Source organism: Bacillus cereus group sp. MYBK108-1 (assembly GCF_051917185.1).
GTDB classification, from domain to species: domain Bacteria; phylum Bacillota; class Bacilli; order Bacillales; family Bacillaceae_G; genus Bacillus_A; species Bacillus_A cereus.
In genome coordinates, this window is record NZ_JBQAHZ010000012.1 from 71,717 (window position 1) to 91,136 (window position 19,420).

A 19,420-nucleotide genomic window follows, 5' to 3' on the forward strand; every position below is an offset into this window, starting at 1 on the left:
TGAATAGATCCAATATAACTGTTCTTTAATAGAACAAACTGACTTTTCCTTCTTATAAATTTTACTTGTATAAAATTGAAACAGCTTTTTATTATAGCATAGATTTAATATGTATTGTTTAAAATCATACAACGCAGCACTGGATACAGAAAGGAGTTTATTATGGACTATACTACAATAGAAGAACTAATGAAAAAAGCACATGAAGCTGAAGGAAAAACATTTGGTGAAATTGATTCCACTAACCGACTTGCAAATGCTAAATCGAAAGGTGGACTAGGGCAAGTAATCGAAGAAAGCTTTTTTGGATATGAAGTCAATTCAAACGCAGAAGCTGACTTTAAACATCTTGGTATTGAACTTAAAGTAACTGCATTTAAACAAAATAAAAACGGTTCATTATCTGCCAAAGAGCGGCTAGTCTTAAATATTATCAACTATATGGAAGAAGTTCATACACACTTTGAAACCTCAAGCTTTTGGAAGAAAAACGAAAAACTACTATTAATGTTCTATGAATGGGTACCTGGTGTAGACCGTAAAGATTTTCACATTACAAAAAGCCTTTTATTCACCTATCCCGAAGCTGATTTAGAAATAATTAGACAAGACTGGGAAACCATCGTAAATAAAATTCGTGCCGGCAAAGCACATGAATTATCTGAAGGTGATACAAACTATTTAGGAGCTTGCACTAAGGGTTCCAATAAAAATTCACTTCGCTCACAACCGTATTCTGAAATTCCAGCAATGCAAAGAGCTTTTTCGTTAAAGCCTTCTTATATGACAGCACTAGTTCGCAGGTATCACCTAAACGAAGAACTAGTAAGTTTTACAACAACAAATGAACTAAAAGGAAAATCTTTAGAAGAAATCCTTTATTCAAAATTTGAAAATTACATAGGCTTAACTGATCAAGAAATCGCTCAAAAATTATCTATTGATTACAAACCTACAACCAAAAGCTTTGTTCCACTATTAGTAAGCTCTTTACTTGGTATCAAAGGAACTCGACTCGATAAAATTGAAGAATTTGCGAAAGCTAATATAGAATTTAAAACAGTTCGTTTAGAGCCCAACGGTAAACCCGAACAAAGCATGTCATTTGAAACAATCGATTTTCATCAATGGACAAATGAATCCTGGGAAGAAAGCGAAATTAGAGAACGCTTCTATCAAACCAAGTTTTTATTCGTAATTTTTGAATTTAACCAAACAAAAAAAGAAAATCCAAATCGTAAACTCTTCTTTAAAGGTATTAAACTTTGGAACATGCCTGCTCCTACAATAGAAAAAGAAATACGTGAACTATGGGAAGAAGTTAATAAAGTAATACATGAGGGTATTCAAATTGAATATAAAAAACGCGGTGACAAAGTCGTCGAAGCAAATAACCTACCAAAAATAAACTTCAACGGTGTCGCGCACATTAGACCAAAAGCCCGCAACGGTGCCGATAAAGTAATTTTACCTGATGGCCAACATATTACAAAGCAGTGTTATTGGTTGAATAATTCTTATATCGCCCAAATCATTAGCAAAACGAATAAATAATTATCTTTCTTATTAACAAAAATGGATTATATCTAGATAGTATATAAAAACTTACCTAGCTATAATCCATTTAATATATTTCATTAAAATTAACACATACTATAATACAATTTTTAACAATAATTCCATCTATGCAAAATTAGTTATTTCTTCATTTTTACTTAAAATACTTCTGATAATCCTCTTCATTTTTAAATTCAATCGGCCCTACATCCATTCGGAATTTTCCATTCTCGTACAATAGTGGTGAAGCTTCTGAATGGTCTTTTGAGTAACTTTCTACATGTGAAATTTTCATCTCATTTGAATTCGTGAAATCAATATGAGCAATACACACCCAATAAGCATGGTCATTTATTTCTAATAACGGTGCTGTTACAACACTTCCCATATGATTATCGACAACAGCTTTTGCCCTCATAGAATAAAAACTACCTACCCCATTGCCGACAGCACTATACGCAGCAAATAAAACATATTTTAAAGCTTCTGGTCGGTAAATACGAATTGTTTCTTTTCCTGGCTCTTGCGAATCACCATCCAACACAATATACGGCGACACTTTAGACGAACCCAGATTTTTATAATAAATCTTTCCTATTTCTCCATTCGTTGTTACGTAAAAACAGTATAAGTCTAAATCTTTATTTGTTTCCCATTCTAAAGTAGCTGTTACCATTTTAGATTTTTGTATATTTATAGATTGTTTTTTCTTCAATTCAACCTTCACTGCATTAATAGTTTTTTGTACTGGAGGCGGAGTAGGAACTATTTTCTTCTCTACAGGAGGAGCAAATTGTTTTTCATCCTCTGCAATTTCTATTCTAAAATTTGTACACAATGCAGCTAACCCACCAAAATAGCCAGCTCCAATAGGATTGAACTTCCATCCTCCTCCATGTCGATATAGCTCTCCAACAATAATGGCACTTTCATCTGTAAATGGATACGTGATAGGAAAATGAATAATTTCTAATCCTGATTGTGCGTTGTTTATTTTCAATTGAATATGGGAAACATCTCGTAGCGCCTGTTTCTTCTCTTCAGCATTATGAATTGTAATCGAAAATACAACCTTTTGTACCTCATCTTTTATATGAGTAAAATCTATCGAAAATCTTTGTTTACTTCCATTTGCGATATTTTGATTTAATTGAACAGATTGACAACTAGAATAAGGTTGTCCATAAAAAACGAAATCCTCTTCTTTAGTAATTTTCCCATTAACACCTACTAAAAAAGCTGATGCATCTACATCCATATTCATCGGGGCATTCCAAGTTAAATCTACCAATAATCCTTTCATCCCTGGATGATTTTTTGTAACATCTATCTTTTGTCCCCTTACTAAAGTATGCATCATCACAATTCCCCCGTCCTACACCTTTAATGTTTTATCACTCAGTTCAATTATACTCCTCTTTAGATTTCCCTTTCTATCTTAAACTATAAAACCATGATAATTAATTATTATCATAAAAGGAAAATTATATATAAAAACTTATTGAACTAAATACTCTCTATTTAAAATTCTAAATAAACATACTAAGAATGATATCAATATTTTATGAGTTGTGGTTGCTAAGATTACTTATCAACCTTAGCTCCACCAACCATCCCCCCATACCACCCACTACTCTCCTCCAAAAACCCCTTCGTCTCCCCACTCCCCTTATAAAAATCCTCCCAACCCCGCTCCCTCAAAATCCCCTTCCAACTATCACTCTCCACCATCTTCTTAATAACACCATCCCAATAAGCAATCTCTTCCTCCGTCATATCTTTCGGGCCCATAATTCCTTTCCAGTGCTGGAATGTAACGTTGATTCCTTGTTCTTTCCATGTTGGGATTTCTGGTAGTCGGTCTAGTCGTTTTGATGCGGATACGGCTAGTATTTTTATTTTGCCGGCTTTGTATTGTTTTTCGGCTTCGGATAGGGTCATGGTTGCGGCGTTTATTTGTTTGTTCGTTAGGGCATTTATGATTTTTTCTTTGTTTTCGTAGACGAAGAATTGTAGTTCGGCAGGGTTTATGCCGAATGCTTTGCTTACTTGTACGAAGGATAAGTGATCGTCGTTTCCTAGGCCTGGGGCAACGCCGATTTTGAAGTTTTTCTTGTTTTGTTTTAGTTGTTCCATTAGTTGTTTTGCGTTTTCTATGTTTGAGTCTTTTGATACGACGACGACTTCCCAGTCCGATGCGAGTGTTGCGAGCGGCGTGAAGTCTTTATATGTTAGTTTACTGTGGCCTAGTAGGTTGTTCGTTATGAGTAAGCTTGAGTTAATCGCCAGTACGTGACCGCCTTTTTGTTTCGTATATTTCCATCCGACGTCACCACTGCCACCTACTGTGTTTGTGACAGTGATTGGTTTTGTGAAGATTTTTTCTTCTGTTAGCGTTTTTTGCATCGCTCGCGCTGTTAAGTCCCATCCTGCTCCTTGAACGTTTGGCGCAACAATTTCTACTTTGTCTATGTTTACTTTATTCGTATGGGATTTTTCCGAAGAACAACCAGCTATTACTCCTGTCATGATCCATATACATAGTAATAATCGCTTTTTCATAGTCCTCGTCCTATTCGGTACTTTCGTTCTGGTCGTCCGATAATGCCGTATGTGTACTCTACTGTGCATTCGTTTGTCGCTACTAAGAATTCTAAGTATCTTCTTGCGGTTGTTCTGGAGGCACCCATTTGCTCTCCCATTTCTTCTATTGTAATTCCCTCTTCAAATCCTTTTATAATCCCTTTCACTTTTTGCAGTGTTAACGGATCCACACCTGTCGGTAAATTTTTTATGTCTTGTGTTTGCGAAATGCCGAAGAAGTTATCGATAAGCGCTTGATTCACTTCATTGTTACTATGTAATAATTGCTTCTTTCTTTTATAGTCTTCAATTGTGCGAACGAATTTTTCTAACGTGACCGGTTTTATAAGATAGTTGCTTACTCCGTTTCGAATTGCTTTTTCTAGCATATGTTTTTCATTTGCCGCAGTAACCATAATGACGTCAACGTCTGGAAAGTCAGCATGAATTTTCGGTAATAAGTCGGTTCCGATTCCGTCTGGTAAATAATTATCTAATAGAAGTAAATCGATTTCTTCCCTTTGTAGTAGTTCCATCGTTTCTTTTGCGTTCAATGCTTTTCCAATCACTTTTACGCCCTTTATTTTTGATAAAAACTCTTCCTGAATTTGCGCGACGCGGAAATCATCTTCTGCAATTGCAACCTTCAACATATGTCCATCCCCCTGTTTGTCATGTACTTTCTTTCAATGTTTTCGGAAGGTAAATTGTAAAAATAGCTCCCCCATTTTTCTCGTTTTGAATTTCAATTGTTCCCTCTAGTAGATCTACCATTTCTTTCACGTTTGCTAGCCCGTAACCACGATCAGTTCCTTTCGTTGAAAATCCTTTTTGAAAAATGGTCGTTATTTTTTCTGCCGGTATCCCTATCCCGCTATCTATCACTTCAAACACAATATCGTGCCCAATATCCGTAAGAAAGAAGGAAACATTCTTTTCCTCTCGTTCATTTACCGCATCAAATGCATTATCGATTATGTTTCCAAGGATCGTAATAAGATGTGACACCTTTATATGGTCTGGTAACGGATGAAGCGCACTATCTCCTTCAATATGAAAATCAATTTTCTTTTCAGACGCTGTTCCGATTTTCCCTAATAAAATAGCTTGTACTTTCGCATCGTGAATTTGATGAAATAAAATATGGTTTTGGCTTTGATGAATGTTAGATTCTTGTTGGATAAATTCAATCGCTTCTTTGTAATGTCCTAACTGAAGTAATCCTGATAAAACAAAAAGTTTATTTGTAAATTCATGCGTTTGAGCACGTAAGTCCTCTGAATACTTTCTTACCTCAGATATTGTGTTCACAAGGTTTTGCAGTTCTGTTTTATCTCTAAAACTACATACAACGCCTACTGTATTATTATTTTCGATTATTGGTGTCATGTTTAAAATAAACACTTTATCTTGAAATGCGATTTCTTGATCGTTTTCTAGTACTCTCTCCATATGAAATTCTGGTAAAACTTTTGAAATGTGCCGCTGCATATAATCATCATGTACATGCAGCATTTCTTCTGCCGAGGTGTTCATCATCGTAATAAAACCGTTTTGATCAATGGCGATAATTCCTTCTTTTATAGATAGTAGTATTGCGCTTCGCTCCCGGTATAACGCTGCGATTTCATTCGGCTCTAAACCGAGTGTATCTTTACGAATACTACGCGCTAAAAGGATTCCACCAACAATGCCGGCTAGTAATACACCTAAGGAAAAGAGGATAATTTCTTTCGTTCTACTCAATATGTTAGATTCAATGCCTTTTATTAAAAACTCTACTGTCACAACGCCTACTACTTGATCGTAATCTCCGTTATGAACAATAATAGGTGCTTTCGCCATTAAAGCTGGACCGCTTGTACCATTTCCTTCGAGCGTATAATAACCACCAAAAGTGAGTGCTTCATAGTTATACGGGTTGTTACTCTTTGTTCCAATCAACTCAGAATTAGAATGGGAATACATAACCCCATAGCGATCTTCCACAATTACATAATCCGCACCAGCTTGCTCACGAACTTGTTCCGCAATAGATTGAATGTTACTTTTATGCTCGTTATTTTGAAAAGCCTCTTTTATAGCTGGCATAAAAGAAAGAGATTTAGCTGTTTGCAGCGCTAACTGTTCTACTTGGCGCTTCGTATCAACGGACTGAATGTAAACAAATATTCCCGCTAATAGGAGAACGACAAATAAAATTAACGCGATAATTAAGCTTACTATTTTCGTTTGTAATGACACTTTGCGTGATTTTTTCATGCTTCATATCCTTTGATAAAATATTCAAAACTATCAATCTCCTTTTTCTATTATTATGACAAAACTGAAAATGAAGCAACTATTAAAAATATCCATGTTCATAAAGTACAAAAAGAATAAAATTGTCATAATATTGAGATTTCATTCAAAGAACAGTACAATTCTTTTACATTGAACACGCTTTCATAATTATCATTTTATTACTAAGCAAGAGGAGGAATGATTATGGCTCAAGCAAACTCAAAACGAGTCGCGGGCAATATTTTCAAAGGTTCAGTCGGCAATTTAATTGAATGGTATGACTGGTACGTTTACTCTGCTTTCGCTGTTTATTTTTCAGCAGAGTTCTTTCCTAAAGGAGATCCAACGAGTCAGTTACTGAACACAGCAGCTATTTTCGCAGTTGGATTTTTAATGCGCCCTATCGGAAGTTTATTAATGGGACGCTATGCGGATCGGCACGGACGCCGGGCAGCATTAACGCTTTCCATTACGGTTATGGCCGGTGGTTCTTTAATTATTGCCTGTACACCGAGTTACGAAAGTATCGGTATTATGGCGCCAATTATTTTAGTTCTTGCCCGTTTACTACAAGGATTATCACTTGGCGGAGAGTATGGAACTTCCGCAACGTATTTATCTGAAATGGCTAGTAGTGGACGCCGTGGTTTTTATTCAAGCTTCCAATATGTAACGCTCGTTGCTGGACAGATGGTTGCGTTAGGTGTTCAAATTGTTCTTCAGCAATTACTAAGCGAACCAGATATGAAAGCTTGGGGATGGCGTATTCCATTCATTATTGGAGCGATGGGCGCAGTAGCTGTATTATGGCTTCGCCGCACGATGGATGAGTCGGAGCAGTTCTCAAACATAAAATCACAAAAACGCGAAAGCGCAGGAACCGTTCGTGCACTTATGAAACACCCGAAAGCAGTATTAACAGTAGTCGGCCTAACATTAGGAGGCACTGTTGCATTTTATACGTACACAACATATTTACAAAAGTTCATGGTAAACACAGTCGGCCTTCCGAAAGAAGTTGTAAGCTGGATTAACTTTGTCGCACTACTTATATTCGTCGTACTTCAGCCAATTGCAGGGCTACTATCCGATAAAATTGGACGCCGCCCACTATTAATGGCATTCGGTATTCTCGGAACGTTACTAACAGCACCAATCTTCTTCTTCATGGAAAAAACGACAGAACCAATCGTAGCGTTCTTACTGATGATGGTCGGCCTCATTATCGTTACTGGCTACACATCAATTAACGCAATTGTAAAAGCAGAACTCTTCCCAACTGAAATTCGCGCACTAGGCGTAGGTTTACCATATGCTCTAACAGTTGCGATATTCGGCGGAACTGCAGAGTTCATCGCATTATGGCTAAAAAGTATCGGAATGGAATCACTCTTCTACTTCTACGTAGCTGGATGTATCGCGATCAGCTTTATTACGTATTGGCGTATGGATGAGTCATCGAAAACTTCGCAGATTGAGGCGGAGCTTGGTGGTGGGGATAAATTAGTTAATAATAAGTCTAGTTAAAATTATGTATTCTAGTATCTTCGTTTATTTGAAAAAGCATAATTCACTAATATGCAATTTAAAAACCTCTACTTATATGTAGAGGTTTTTAAACTTTATAACAAAAAAGATATCCAAATCTACTTCTCTTCTTTTTTGATTATGACATGTATTATTTGTAATAAATCATTATGAAACGAAAAAAGAAGATTATAGGGGTAACATCTCATGTCTATCAACTTAAGAAAAATATATACCTACTTTATAAGATACACCAAGTTCAAGTATTCTCTCATTTCAAGCCTTGAAATGCGGTATAATACTTGAGCCATTTTTTTACACTAAAACTTGAAGCCTGTCTACCATTTACACATATTTCTACATATAGTAAGTAAAGCTATCATTCGAAAACACTAGCGGTTCGTTTCACTTCGTGGTAAATTAAACCAATTGAAACATAAAAATCATTTCCAAAATGAAGATAATAATTTATAAATGTAGTTAACGTTCTATTCTTAGTAAAAAGTTAAACAAGGTGATAATTTAAATCATTTAGAAGTTTTCTATCTAATTATACTAAAGTTGAGTGGTGAAACTAATATGAGCCAATGGCTAAGTAATGATAAAATAGCAGACCATGATTTTGGTGGTTGCATATTAAAATTTTTACTAGGTATGAGTATCATTTTTATACTTATTCTATACCCTATTTATTGGCTGTTTTTTCAAGAAAACGAAAAACCTCTTGTAAAAAATACGTCATCCAACCAAGCAAATCAAATAGAAATTACGGGAATTTCTTATGGACATCTCTCCGATGATAAATACATAAAAATGTACTTTAAAGAAAAAAACAAACTTGTAGAGAAAACAAAAGTAAGGGTAGCTAATTTTAATATAATTAATAGTTCAGACCTCTATGAAATTTCATGGAAAGATAATACTAAAGTTGTAATAGTAATGAAATTTGAATATGAAACGAAAACATTGGAATATGATTTCGAAACTGGAACAATAGGTGGATATATTAATAGTACAAATAATAACTTACTATAGCCTAATTCCAAATATGTAGGATACACCTCCAAAATCATAAAAATCTTTTCATATTATTTCTATTAAAACATCGAAAAGAGGTGGCACTTTGAACAAATGGGCTATATTATCTTTAATATGTGTACCTTATGCTCTTTTAACTATAGTAAATGAACATACATTAGAAATAGGTGGATCAGCGAATATCTTTTGGAAAATTGGTTTATTTGCACCACTTATAGGCGTTTTATTTTCAGCTGGAGCCAGTAAAACTTACCAACGCGTTATGCTTGCCGTATTTAATTTAAGTTACTATTTTGCACTTTACATCTATATGATATACACTTTTTAAAATACTCTTATACTTGTTTTATGAACATATATTTTTGGGAGAAAATCATAAAAATAAAACATACTATTTCTCTTGGTCAAAGACTTTTAACTAACTATACATTTTATAAATATTTCTCCCCATGAATCTAGTAAAATTGTAGTGGAGTTGAATTTTCCTTCAAAATATTTCTTATCCTTTTTATAATTTAATAGTTGGAAAGACTCATAGTTATTAGATGAGCTCTTCAATTCCCAAATTTTCATTTTCCTTCTCCCTTATATTTAATCTATTCATAAATTATTTCGGGCTATTTAATTTTAAGCTGCCATCTAATAAACGTATTCTTATGTCATGTAAAGCTGCAACAGCGTCTGCTTGAGTACCACCATATTCTTTAACTTCTTTTAGTATCTTAGTTACCTCTTTCATATAATCCGTACCATGGTTACCTATATGTAACACTTCAGTAGTCACATATTCATTTACTTTATACGGTAAAAATACTCCATTAGCAGCAGAATCATGGTGTATTCCAAATTCTTTTAATAATTCTTGTGCTTCAATAGCTCTTTTATCATTCCAAGGTGTTAGGTGATGTGCTGCATTAGAATATGGGGGTGGTTCAACCCCTGCATCTTTTCCCCCATGCTCCAATCGATTTTTCTGCGTTATGAATCCCTCCAAAACCAGGATGTAGTGGCAGCGGAACACCAACAATATGGTGATGGACTAATTTAGTTCCACGTAATCCAGTAATATCATTTCTTATTAAATTTACTGTGTATCAGTTCAAAGAATTTATTTGCACCAAGTGAAATTGCGCCAATAATAAGAACACCAATAATAAAATAAATCTTTTTAAATAAGTTGTAAGGAGATAAAATAGCAACTACAAGAAGTATTATAATTGCAACGAATGTGACTAATTTCCCAACTTTAAATGCTTGCATATCAGCTTTCCTCCTTCTGGATAAAAACAGCCAATATAGTCATACATCACAGGTTCTTTAACCATAAGTTTTTGTTTCCTTCCATAAATCACAATACTTAAAATTCAATAAACCTCTTTAAAAGGTTTCATGTGTTCTACCCCCATCTTCTATATGCTTCCTTAAATAATAGTACCTATGGAGTTCCATAATGAAATGAAACAACATAAACGAAAGCATGGAGTATACACACATTAATACAATTGCTACCATCTTTTGTGTTGCAAAACCAAGACTGATATTAGCAATGAGTTGACCCAATCCTACAAAAGCCACTACTCCGAAACTAGAGTTTTTTTTCGATGATTTTGATTTTTTGATTGATTCCTGAAGTTTTTTAATATGATTTTTATAATAATAATACAAAGCAAAAATATACAAACCAACCGAAAAAATAAAATAGATAGGAGTTTGTAATCCTAACATTCCATATGCAAACTTTTGGGTTATAACTAATAATCCTACTGAACATACGATGCCAAATACCCCACGAAATAGAGTGTATTGTAATTGCCGCTTCCTAGGATTTATAACAATCCATATTGCCCATACATTTAAAAAAGCAACTGGTGGAACTATTATGTACATATATATCGGTTGAACAGGATTCGCAAAAGCAGGTAAAAGCACAAATATATCTGCTATCCCAATCACAAGAGTAATTATAGTCGATCTTATATCATTTACAGCATAAAGAGCCATATAATATTCAAAAACTTTTTTATTAAAATCTGTATTTTTTTTCATGTTAATTAAACCACCCCGCTACTGTTGACCAAGCTTTTTTCGAACCCGTTTTCACCCTATCCTTAATACTATTATCTTCACCATCACCATCTAAATCAACATCCCATTTTACACCTTCTGTGAAATATTATTCCCTTCTCGAAAAGAAGATCAACCCATTAATAAAATCTAGGCTTATCAAAAATTTCAAAAAGCCAAAGATTTTGCTGGTATCGAATCTATTGGGACTCACACCATGCGCAAAACCTTCGGCTATTGGTTCTATAAATAAAAGGTGTCACTATGTTACACGAAATACTCAATTATAGCACCCTATAAATTACACTGAAATATATTGGTATCAACAAGGAAGAAAAAGACAATATACTAGATACACTTTGTATTTAATTCAATACACATTTCTAATAATATCCCCAGTAAGTATTCATGAACCTAAAATATATTGAAATTAATAAAAAACTGAAATAACATCAAGAACTTGCAGATTTACAATATTAAATATCTATCAATATGATTTATTCTATTGATAGATATTTAATTAATTTTACACTTCAGCTAAGGTTTACAAGTATCTCGTATGACTTATCTCAAAATCTTTATTGATGTTAAAGTTATTCATTTTTAAGACTAGCAACAAATTAATATTGTAAATTCACATTTTAGGGGTAATCCTCTAACCTTCAAATAAAAAATATATTTATGATTAAAACTAATTATATTTTTTTACCTTTAAAGGAATAGATATAAAATACAAATCTATAGCATAAATAGTAATCAAAATACCTTTACCTTCATCAGCAAACTTTGATTGATGAAACTGTTCTGAAACTTTTCTTTTTCCCCATCTTTTAGGAAACCATTGAAATCCTGAAAACATATAATTAATCTACCTTTTCACTAAAATTTTGCTAGTTTATTTCTTAACTCTAACTCTTCGACTGTTTCAAAACCTTTAAAAAATAAACTAGCAATTTGATTATGATTAAAAAATACATTGTATTCTTTAGACAAATTCCCATGAGGATATGGACAAGACACGTAATCCCACATTTTATTTTCATTCACTTGTCCCTGTTTTCTACCGTAAATCATAAGAGGTTGATTAATTCCTTCAACAAGAACCACAGAACCAATTGGTAATAAATCTTCTCCAATAAATAAATTTGGCATATATCTATCTTCCATAATTAAAAGTTCCTCCTAACTAAATTATAAAAAATTAATATTTCTTTGAAGAATGAGATTTCTTAAAAAAAAATGAAACAATCTTATAAAATATAAAAATAGATACTGGCATTACTAAACAAAATACAACAGATAAAACAATTTTTTCATTAAACGTAGCATCTGCTCCAAACCATATAGCTAACAAACTAGATGGAACAGCAATAGCACAAAAAATCAATAAAATCTTCTTAAATACATCTAAAGAAAACAAACTTTATCCTCCTAACATTAATTAAATAAAACTATTTAATCCTTTTCTACTCCAAACTTTACCCCTAGACCTATTCCAAGACCAACATCAATTTCATTCATTAATCCAAATTTAGCCTCTCCACCAATACTACCATAAGCTGCCTCTCCACCAACAACTACTTTCCAATCAATAAAAGGAATAGGAACTTTAAGTTCTGCTTCACCTTTAACTAAATCTGCTTTCGCACCAATACCAATATGACCATCTTTAGCCTCAAAACCAGCTTCAGCATTTCCTACTTTTATATGAGCCTTTCCAAAATCATGATCTACACCAAGATCATTAAAAGTTACCCCAGCCTTGGCTTCTCCACCAATTCCCCCACCAAACTGAGCTTTAACTTCAGCTCTAAGCAATTGCTCATGTATAGTAAAATCTTCAACTTTAAATCCAGCATCTACAACAGCTCCTTTAACCTCTCCACCAATTTTATTAAAAGATGTTAAATCATTAGAAAAAGTATCCATATCTTTAGGAAGCTGTATATCCGTTTCATATTTAAAAGCTTGAGCAAAAGCACCACTTTTTTTATCTGGTTCTACACCTAATCCACCAGAATTTTTAAACACAATATGATTATCCGAACTACTAGTTTTATTGACAATACTATTTAATTTAGTAGCAAATTTATTATCTACTTTTTCAGAATCCTTATTCAACCTTTCATGCTTTGTTCTTTCTTTAATCAAATTATCAACTTCACGAGCTTTATCTGCTGTAATTTTTTGAATAGGCCCCGTCCAATCCATATTCAACCCTTGCGTACTAAATGTACCACTTGCAGGACTAAAGCCTTTTCCACTTTGAACTTCCGCAAGACCTGCAGCAATACTAGCTGCTAATTGAAGTGCTGTACTATAATTATTACTAGAGGTCTGATTGAATTGATACAAATGATCCAGCTTTTCTTGCAGTTTTTTCCTCATCACAGTAAAAAGATTCGCCATAGCGTCCATACCTGGGATTGGCATAGCTTGACTGATAGCTTCCATACTTGCTTTCATTCGGTCAATTTCTCGAATTTGTTCTAATATTTCTTGTTCAATTACATCTGTGGAAGCGACTTGTGATTGAAATTGACTTGGAAAAGCATCGTTCTGGCGAATTAACTCTTCACACAGATAAATGATTCCTTGCGCTAAAGGACGAAAGGTTTGTACAAAAAATGATTTTGCACTGCTATAAGTTTGTCCTTGTAGAACAGTATCAATTGCAAAGGCATCAATTGACTGAATGACTTGTTCCATACCTTGAATAGTAGCGTTACATACAGCATTCATACTTTGAGTTTGGCCTTGTACTTCTCCTAAATACATATTTAAGCTCATGCATTGACCTCCCTCGCTAATTGTTGTTGTTGATAGGAAAGGTCGTTTTCTAAATCACTAAGGTTTCGTCTTTCTTTAAGCAACGTTTCTTTTTGGTTTTCTAATTCAAATGTGACTTTTCGTTCAATATGTTGTGCCTCTTGATATGTATTCATAAAAAATTGAGACATTTCTCTATCACCATGCCAAGTTCCTAAAATTCGATCAAACAAACGATGGTTTCGACCTCTCCATTCATAAAAATCTGCTTCCGCTTGCTCCTGAATGTGAATCGCGGATTGATTTCGGTCTTGTTCTTCAAATACACTTCTTAACTTTTGATTTACTTGATTGATTTGTTTTTCAATATCTTGACTCATTATATTCCTCCTACTATTTTACCTTTACGTAGGTTTTCACATTAGCGAAAAGTGTTGTGAAGTTCGTTATCCATTCTCTCAAACTCTTGGGCTACTGAATGAATATTATCGACCGCTTGTTGAAAGGCAGTGGAAAATTGTTTCGTAAAATCTAACATTTGTTGATTCGCTTCTTGTGCTTTGGAATTAACAGATAGTGTTGTACGCGTCGCCTTTGTTATAGAACGATTTGTTGCACTTTGGATTATATTCGAAGCTGTTCTCATCTGCGTAGCAATTTGTTGTGCCGTTTGAAAATTACTTTGAAATTGTCCCATCACTCAAATCCTTTCTCTAATTTTCAGAAGATGCCAAAAAAATCCCAATAAATATATGAAAATTCCCTATTGATATCACTCTTTTTAAACGTGTGTCCAGCTAAGTTGGGCATGCAATCAAATGAGCCATACACTATAAGCTGTATGGCTCATTTGAAATGCCTGTTATATAGAGTATGACAATTTTTATTTCAAACCGAAATTACGTGATAATTCTTCATCATGAGAAGCAACAGCTTCTGCAGTTTTATTAAGCTGCATATTAATTTCTTGTAATAGCTGTGCGAAGTTTTGTACTTTTGGCTTTAATTGATTGAACTGTTGATCAAAACCTTCGAAAGCACGACCTTCCCATTCTCCTCTTAATTCATTTTGTAAGTTTTGTAGTTGACTTAAAATGTCCTCAATTTGATTTGCACCTTGTCCATATCGAGCCGCTTTCGATTTAAGCTCCTCTGGTGACATACGAATTTGTCCAGCCATTTTCATTTCCCCTTTAATACATAATGAGCAAAATATTTATTGGTTAATTTTACTAAACATATTATAATCTATTATTCTGAACTTTTAAACGTTTTATCTTTCTATTGAATATTAGAATATGAATATTCAATTCTAATCATTAAATATCCTACTTTTTCTAACTTTACAAGATTTTATGCAAAAAAGACCACCAAAAGGCAGTCCCTCAAAGCTCAATCCCATCCCGCGCTCCACTACTTTCTCATACAAATAATTCGCAATGATAATATCTACTACAGCCAAACTAACTGATTTGAAAATAGTAATCTCTTCATCATTTTCGCGTCCGTTTTTCCCCCGCTTAGGATTTGTCCAAGTTCGGCGTGGAGATTGCTAGTTTTATCGGAATTTGAAGATTACCTGTTTCTAGATCATATTCAATTAAGCAATCCTACAAATGCCTCTTCTTCCTCATCTATAAAACCTACAAATATAATTTCTTCGATATCCTCATGATTAAATACAAATGTATACTCAGGATTAATATATCCTTTTGAATAAAAACAGCCAATATAGTCATACATCACAAGTTCTTTAATCCCAAGTTTTTGTTTTCTTCCATAGTTATTTATGTGAATTCAGCTCGTTTTTTTGTTTTGGGTGAAAAAATTTTTTAACTTGATAGCAATGTGGTGCTGCCCCTATTAGGCAAATTCGACAAAGAAAAAACACCCAAAGGTGCCTTCCTCCCACTTGAACCATCTTAATTTTATTGTGTTGTTATTATATAAGAAAAGAAGACATCGCTTAAGATGTCTTCTTTTACTTGTACAATTGGTGTTAAGAAGGTATTTATTGCTTAAAAACCATAAAAAAATATAACAATCATCGAGTAAACCTATTATAGCATCAATAAATAGAGTTTTTATATGCATTTTTGCATATATATAGATTTATTTATGTTTTATCTATATAGTTAAATTGTCTGTTTCTTGTTTTAATTCGTTTGTTTATTTTGAGTGCTCCAGCAATGGAGCCTTTTTTATGCAATAAAACATTTTTTTGCATTACTTAGTTGATCTATATTAACTTTACCCTTTTAAATTATATCTATATTTTACCAAATGTTTATACGGATAACCAATTTTTCTAATAATCTAATCGATTGATAATTTTAATGTTAGTTGTTAATACCCATAGAAAAATTCATTATGCAATGAAAATTGAGAAATCAAGAATTATAAAAAACTTATAGTATCTTTTGGAAAAGTATATTTAAAATTTGTATATTAATATGTTATAATTTAATTTCTAAAACTACCAAAAAAGGACTGCCAGTAATGGTGGTCCTTTTTTATATTGGTGAGATTGTACTAGTATGATAGAATAGGATTAACTGTATATTGTGAGGGTGATTGGTTATCCCTTCTTTCCATTTGGAAGGAAAGGGGGTGATATACCTATGGAGTTTTTGTTTGAGCTTCTAAAAGAATTTGTGAAAGCCATTGTACGTGAAGTGTCTGCGTATGTTTTTAGGAAACAAATTTTAGAAAAAGATAACAAAAAACCCACTCCTCGTCGCCGTCGGAAGCAAAAGGGTGGGTTCCGTAAAAAATAAATGATATAACCACCACCCTGACGGTAGCAGTTATTAGAAGAGATGTTAGCGCATCTCTTCTTTTATTATATACACAAGCTATTACTGTAATACTACTACAGTAATTATATCAAACGTACATAAAAAATCAATGAGCACGTAATAGATATAATGTACAGAAGAAAAGAAACCCAAGTGAGTCTTTTTTCAATTTATTACATCCCTAATTGATTGTAAATTGATTTGAATACGTGAATTCACCACGATATTTAATTGCAGCGACATAAGTACCGCTTGTATAGCTATCTGTGATAGGGGTTTGCCAAATTTCTGTTCCAGGAATAAATTCTGGTTCTATTGTTTGGAATCGTTCTAGGGTACCATTTGTGTGGATTTTAAAAATTTTCATTTGCGCACCAAAATGTTCTCTACCAAAGTGCTGTGCTAAGTAAAATGTATCACCAGTTATTAAATTCCCAATCTTCCAATCTGGTTGATATGTACTTTCCTCTGAATTTTGTAAATCCACAATGGTTTTAAATCCCCAATCATCATTAAGTGGATCTGAGTAAGCTGCAGCTGCTTGTGAGGTAGGCTTACTCATTTCTATTGCAGTAAAACCGCTAAAAGTTAACGCCCCAATTAATGCTAATTTTCCTAACTTCATTATTGTTTCCCCCCTATTAATTTTTGTAATTTTTAAAACCAGAAATCATACACACATAATAATATAATTAACTGTATAATATTTCAAATAATTTCTAAAAAAAGTTATAAATACAAAAGAAAGACACCAAAAGGGGCCTTTCTCCGACTTGAACCACTTTAATTTTAATAATATGTATTGGACTCCCATCCGAATATTGTTTTAACGTATTTATCCATATTTTGTTTGCGAAAAAATGAAAAGCATAATATCTTATTACTGCTTGTTCATAGCTTTTATCTGTTATAAACATATTCAGTAGTCATGAAGTCATTAGGGAAGTCGTTGATCACTTTCTTCATAACGTTTAGTTCTTCCTGAGATTTGAGTTCAATACCATTTATATAATCAAATACCTTAGATTGTTCATCTGCTACGTAATTCTGTGTCATGTAATCATCTTGGAAGTCTTTCTTTGCTTTTTCTTTAACGGCATTCATAGCATTTATAAAAAAATTGTACCGTGTAGAATTATTTCACTGTACCAAATATTTGAATTTACTAAACAGTTAGAATGAATACGATTAGTTATATAATTGAAAATAAAATTGTTAAACAAATGTTGAGAAATAACAAATTTCAATTTCCATTATATTCTATACTTGCTATTATTTAATGTAAGACTATTCAGAAAAGGAAGGGATTATATGCGTGTTCCAGTGAAGGGGAATGAACAGATTTCAAAATTATTTAATGACTGGTATCAAGCTATACTACAACATCAAAATGTACAAGCAACAAACTTAAAACAAGAAGTTGAAGATAAGCTTTCCAGTATAAAAGAAGATAAAAATTTATTATTATACTATTCATTATTAGACTTTAGATATAAAGTACTAACCGATGGACTTAACATTACAAAAGATAGCTTTAATGAAATTAACTCCTTTGATATACCTGATAGTAGTTTTTTATCCTATTATTATCACTTCTTCAAAGCTATTCACAGCACAATTCTTGCAGACTATAATGAAGCAAAAGAATATTTTGAGAAGGCGAAAAAACTTTTAATGTACGCAATGAATGAAGTAGAAGAAGCTGAATTTAATTACCGTTTAGCTTCATTTTATTATCAAATCTATAAACCGCTTTTAGCTATTGATTACATACGAATAGCTAAAGATATTTTCTCTAAACAAACAGGCTATAAAATTAATGTAGCATTATGTGACAATGTTTTTGGATTAGCTTGTATAGATTTAAGGCAATTTGAACAAGCCGAAGAAAGTTTTAACACTGCCATAGATATTCTAAAAAGTAAAAATGAAAGAACATTGTTACTACGTGTTAGAAATAACATTGGACTATTATATGCAAATCAAAATCTATCCTCTTTAGCAATTCGTCACTTATCAGAGGTTACAGAAAATATACCAAATCACTTTAAAGCCCTATATTTACAAGCAGATGAAAATTTAAAATTAGGCGAAACGACAGTAGCATCTCAACTCATCGAAAAGGGCTTAAACATTTGCAATGAATTAGCAAATAAAGAATATCAATATCGCTTTAAAATCTTAGAAAAATTGAACAACACGTCTAACACTACAGAATTAGAAGCTGTTGTATTAGCAGGAGTTTCATACTTTAAAAAAGAAGAGTTATGGGATTGCATTGAAGAATATGCAGAACGATTAGCGAATAAATTTTATGCAGAGGAACATCATGTGAAGGCTAGTAAATATTTTTATATGAGTAATGAAGCAAAGAAAAAACTATTAGCTAAAGGGGCGTTAAAGTAATGAAAAAGTTTGGATTAACAATAGCAGGTTTAACGTTAGCTGGAATTATGACTTTTGGTATAAGTAACAACTTAGAATTTTCGGCATTAAACAAAGGTGACACACCTGCACCACAAAGACCTGATTTAGCATTTAGTGATGGGCATATCGGTACTTCTCCAGAATATACACATGGAGAAGGGTGGTCTTCATCTTACACACACGGGGAGCCTTGGGGTATAGCTGATGGTAATACTGGTGCACCTACTTACGATCATGGAAGACCGCCTGCACCACAAGCTTAATTGTTCCGCAAAGAAAGTCATACTACTTGTATGGCTTTTTCTTTATTTTAGTTACTTAAGCCCTACATTTTTATCTGATTTGCTTTTGCTGGTGTAGAAGAGGGAAAAGAT

22 protein-coding genes and 6 pseudogenes are annotated in these 19,420 nt (G+C 33.2%); 8 read left to right on the plus strand and 20 right to left on the minus strand.

The window, feature by feature from the left end; genetic code table 11:
* Positions 1 to 162 precede the first annotated feature (162 nt).
* On the plus strand, positions 163 to 1,554 hold the full coding sequence (locus ACTFSL_RS17515) for a Sau3AI family type II restriction endonuclease (RefSeq protein WP_098131199.1): 1,392 nt from the start codon (positions 163 to 165) through the stop codon (positions 1,552 to 1,554).
* Positions 1,555 to 1,711: 157 nt separating this feature from the next.
* On the opposite strand, the gene ACTFSL_RS17520 is transcribed toward ACTFSL_RS17515, so the two are convergent.
* The 4 genes from ACTFSL_RS17520 to ACTFSL_RS17535 all read right to left on the minus strand — a co-directional run bounded on the left by ACTFSL_RS17520 (position 1,712) and on the right by ACTFSL_RS17535 (position 6,402).
* Positions 1,712 to 2,917 (minus strand): TerD family protein, encoded by a 1,206-nt coding sequence (locus ACTFSL_RS17520; protein ID WP_098564691.1) that lies wholly within the window; start codon positions 2,915 to 2,917, stop codon positions 1,712 to 1,714.
* 224 nt (positions 2,918 to 3,141) lie between these two features.
* The gene (locus tag ACTFSL_RS17525) at positions 3,142 to 4,119 is read right to left on the minus strand and encodes a tripartite tricarboxylate transporter substrate binding protein (RefSeq protein WP_440042129.1); all 978 of its coding nucleotides are present in this window, start codon (positions 4,117 to 4,119) and stop codon (positions 3,142 to 3,144) included.
* Positions 4,116 to 4,793 (minus strand): response regulator, encoded by a 678-nt coding sequence (locus tag ACTFSL_RS17530; RefSeq protein WP_098662167.1) that lies wholly within the window; start codon positions 4,791 to 4,793, stop codon positions 4,116 to 4,118. The genes ACTFSL_RS17525 and ACTFSL_RS17530 overlap by 4 nt, the downstream gene beginning before the upstream one ends.
* Before the next feature lie 19 nt (positions 4,794 to 4,812).
* A complete protein-coding gene (locus ACTFSL_RS17535) occupies positions 4,813 to 6,402 on the minus strand; it encodes an ATP-binding protein (protein ID WP_440042131.1) in 1,590 nt (529 codons plus the stop codon).
* 225 nt (positions 6,403 to 6,627) lie between these two features.
* On the opposite strand from ACTFSL_RS17535, the gene ACTFSL_RS17540 reads away from it, so the two are divergent.
* The 3 genes from ACTFSL_RS17540 to ACTFSL_RS17550 all read left to right on the plus strand — a co-directional run bounded on the left by ACTFSL_RS17540 (position 6,628) and on the right by ACTFSL_RS17550 (position 9,316).
* Positions 6,628 to 7,950 (plus strand): MFS transporter, encoded by a 1,323-nt coding sequence (locus ACTFSL_RS17540; protein ID WP_440042133.1) that lies wholly within the window; start codon positions 6,628 to 6,630, stop codon positions 7,948 to 7,950.
* Positions 7,951 to 8,529: 579 nt separating this feature from the next.
* Positions 8,530 to 8,985, plus strand: a complete 456-nt coding sequence (locus ACTFSL_RS17545) for a hypothetical protein (protein WP_000084806.1) — start codon at positions 8,530 to 8,532, stop codon at positions 8,983 to 8,985.
* Positions 8,986 to 9,073: 88 nt separating this feature from the next.
* On the plus strand, positions 9,074 to 9,316 hold the full coding sequence (locus tag ACTFSL_RS17550) for a hypothetical protein (protein WP_001045662.1): 243 nt from the start codon (positions 9,074 to 9,076) through the stop codon (positions 9,314 to 9,316).
* A 95-nt stretch (positions 9,317 to 9,411) separates the two neighbouring features.
* Here the strand turns inward: ACTFSL_RS17550 and ACTFSL_RS17555 are convergent.
* From ACTFSL_RS17555 to ACTFSL_RS17575, 5 genes and pseudogenes are all read right to left on the minus strand, one after another.
* Positions 9,412 to 9,561, minus strand: a pseudogene (locus ACTFSL_RS17555) (imm11 family protein); the annotation flags it as partial.
* A gap of 34 nt (positions 9,562 to 9,595) precedes the next feature.
* On the minus strand, positions 9,596 to 9,952 hold the full coding sequence (locus ACTFSL_RS17560; RefSeq protein ID WP_440042135.1) for an AHH domain-containing protein: 357 nt from the start codon (positions 9,950 to 9,952) through the stop codon (positions 9,596 to 9,598).
* A gap of 104 nt (positions 9,953 to 10,056) precedes the next feature.
* Complete coding sequence (locus ACTFSL_RS17565; protein ID WP_001147552.1) at positions 10,057 to 10,248, minus strand: hypothetical protein; 192 nt, start codon at positions 10,246 to 10,248, stop codon at positions 10,057 to 10,059.
* Between the two features lie 11 nt (positions 10,249 to 10,259).
* Positions 10,260 to 10,352, minus strand: a pseudogene (locus ACTFSL_RS17570) (DUF4176 domain-containing protein); the annotation flags it as partial.
* 13 nt (positions 10,353 to 10,365) lie between these two features.
* Positions 10,366 to 11,034, minus strand: a complete 669-nt coding sequence (locus ACTFSL_RS17575; RefSeq protein WP_074594978.1) for a hypothetical protein — start codon at positions 11,032 to 11,034, stop codon at positions 10,366 to 10,368.
* A 127-nt stretch (positions 11,035 to 11,161) separates the two neighbouring features.
* Here ACTFSL_RS17575 and ACTFSL_RS17580 point away from each other — a divergent pair.
* Positions 11,162 to 11,421, plus strand: a pseudogene (locus tag ACTFSL_RS17580) (tyrosine-type recombinase/integrase); the annotation flags it as partial.
* Positions 11,422 to 11,743: 322 nt separating this feature from the next.
* Here ACTFSL_RS17580 and ACTFSL_RS17585 read toward each other — a convergent pair.
* From ACTFSL_RS17585 to ACTFSL_RS17625, 9 genes and pseudogenes are all read right to left on the minus strand, one after another.
* Positions 11,744 to 11,911 (minus strand): hypothetical protein, encoded by a 168-nt coding sequence (locus ACTFSL_RS17585; RefSeq protein ID WP_000490954.1) that lies wholly within the window; start codon positions 11,909 to 11,911, stop codon positions 11,744 to 11,746.
* 20 nt (positions 11,912 to 11,931) lie between these two features.
* A complete protein-coding gene (locus ACTFSL_RS17590) occupies positions 11,932 to 12,219 on the minus strand; it encodes a DUF4176 domain-containing protein (protein ID WP_076876523.1) in 288 nt (95 codons plus the stop codon).
* Between the two features lie 34 nt (positions 12,220 to 12,253).
* Complete coding sequence (locus ACTFSL_RS17595) at positions 12,254 to 12,472, minus strand: hypothetical protein (protein ID WP_440042136.1); 219 nt, start codon at positions 12,470 to 12,472, stop codon at positions 12,254 to 12,256.
* Between the two features lie 719 nt (positions 12,473 to 13,191).
* Positions 13,192 to 13,842, minus strand: a pseudogene (locus ACTFSL_RS17600) (T7SS effector LXG polymorphic toxin); the annotation flags it as partial.
* Positions 13,839 to 14,201: a DUF3958 family protein gene (locus tag ACTFSL_RS17605; protein WP_000076120.1), complete on the minus strand. Its 363-nt coding sequence runs from the start codon at positions 14,199 to 14,201 to the stop codon at positions 13,839 to 13,841. The gene ACTFSL_RS17605 and the pseudogene ACTFSL_RS17600, both read right to left, overlap by 4 nt.
* 41 nt (positions 14,202 to 14,242) lie before the next feature.
* A complete protein-coding gene (locus ACTFSL_RS17610; RefSeq protein WP_000529655.1) occupies positions 14,243 to 14,518 on the minus strand; it encodes a TIGR04197 family type VII secretion effector in 276 nt (91 codons plus the stop codon).
* Between the two features lie 186 nt (positions 14,519 to 14,704).
* Positions 14,705 to 15,001, minus strand: a complete 297-nt coding sequence (locus ACTFSL_RS17615; RefSeq protein ID WP_000918591.1) for a WXG100 family type VII secretion target — start codon at positions 14,999 to 15,001, stop codon at positions 14,705 to 14,707.
* Between the two features lie 132 nt (positions 15,002 to 15,133).
* Positions 15,134 to 15,301 (minus strand): ornithine cyclodeaminase, encoded by a 168-nt coding sequence (locus tag ACTFSL_RS17620; protein ID WP_333780023.1) that lies wholly within the window; start codon positions 15,299 to 15,301, stop codon positions 15,134 to 15,136.
* 116 nt (positions 15,302 to 15,417) lie between these two features.
* Positions 15,418 to 15,603, minus strand: a pseudogene (locus tag ACTFSL_RS17625) (DUF4176 domain-containing protein); the annotation flags it as partial.
* 839 nt (positions 15,604 to 16,442) lie between these two features.
* Between ACTFSL_RS17625 and ACTFSL_RS17630 the strand changes: the two are divergent.
* Entirely contained in the window at positions 16,443 to 16,598 is a 156-nt protein-coding gene (locus tag ACTFSL_RS17630) for a hypothetical protein (protein WP_165362282.1), read from the plus strand.
* Positions 16,599 to 16,800: 202 nt separating this feature from the next.
* On the opposite strand, the gene ACTFSL_RS17635 is transcribed toward ACTFSL_RS17630, so the two are convergent.
* Both ACTFSL_RS17635 and ACTFSL_RS17640 read right to left on the minus strand, forming a co-directional pair.
* Positions 16,801 to 17,244: a DUF5065 family protein gene (locus ACTFSL_RS17635; protein ID WP_440042137.1), complete on the minus strand. Its 444-nt coding sequence runs from the start codon at positions 17,242 to 17,244 to the stop codon at positions 16,801 to 16,803.
* A 255-nt stretch (positions 17,245 to 17,499) separates the two neighbouring features.
* Positions 17,500 to 17,726, minus strand: a pseudogene (locus ACTFSL_RS17640) (hypothetical protein); the annotation flags it as partial.
* A 204-nt stretch (positions 17,727 to 17,930) separates the two neighbouring features.
* Here ACTFSL_RS17640 and ACTFSL_RS17645 point away from each other — a divergent pair.
* A complete protein-coding gene (locus ACTFSL_RS17645) occupies positions 17,931 to 19,025 on the plus strand; it encodes a RapH N-terminal domain-containing protein (RefSeq protein ID WP_100651331.1) in 1,095 nt (364 codons plus the stop codon).
* On the plus strand, positions 19,025 to 19,309 hold the full coding sequence (locus ACTFSL_RS17650) for a hypothetical protein (protein ID WP_071740888.1): 285 nt from the start codon (positions 19,025 to 19,027) through the stop codon (positions 19,307 to 19,309). The genes ACTFSL_RS17645 and ACTFSL_RS17650 overlap by 1 nt, the downstream gene beginning before the upstream one ends.
* Positions 19,310 to 19,420: the final 111 nt, after the last annotated feature.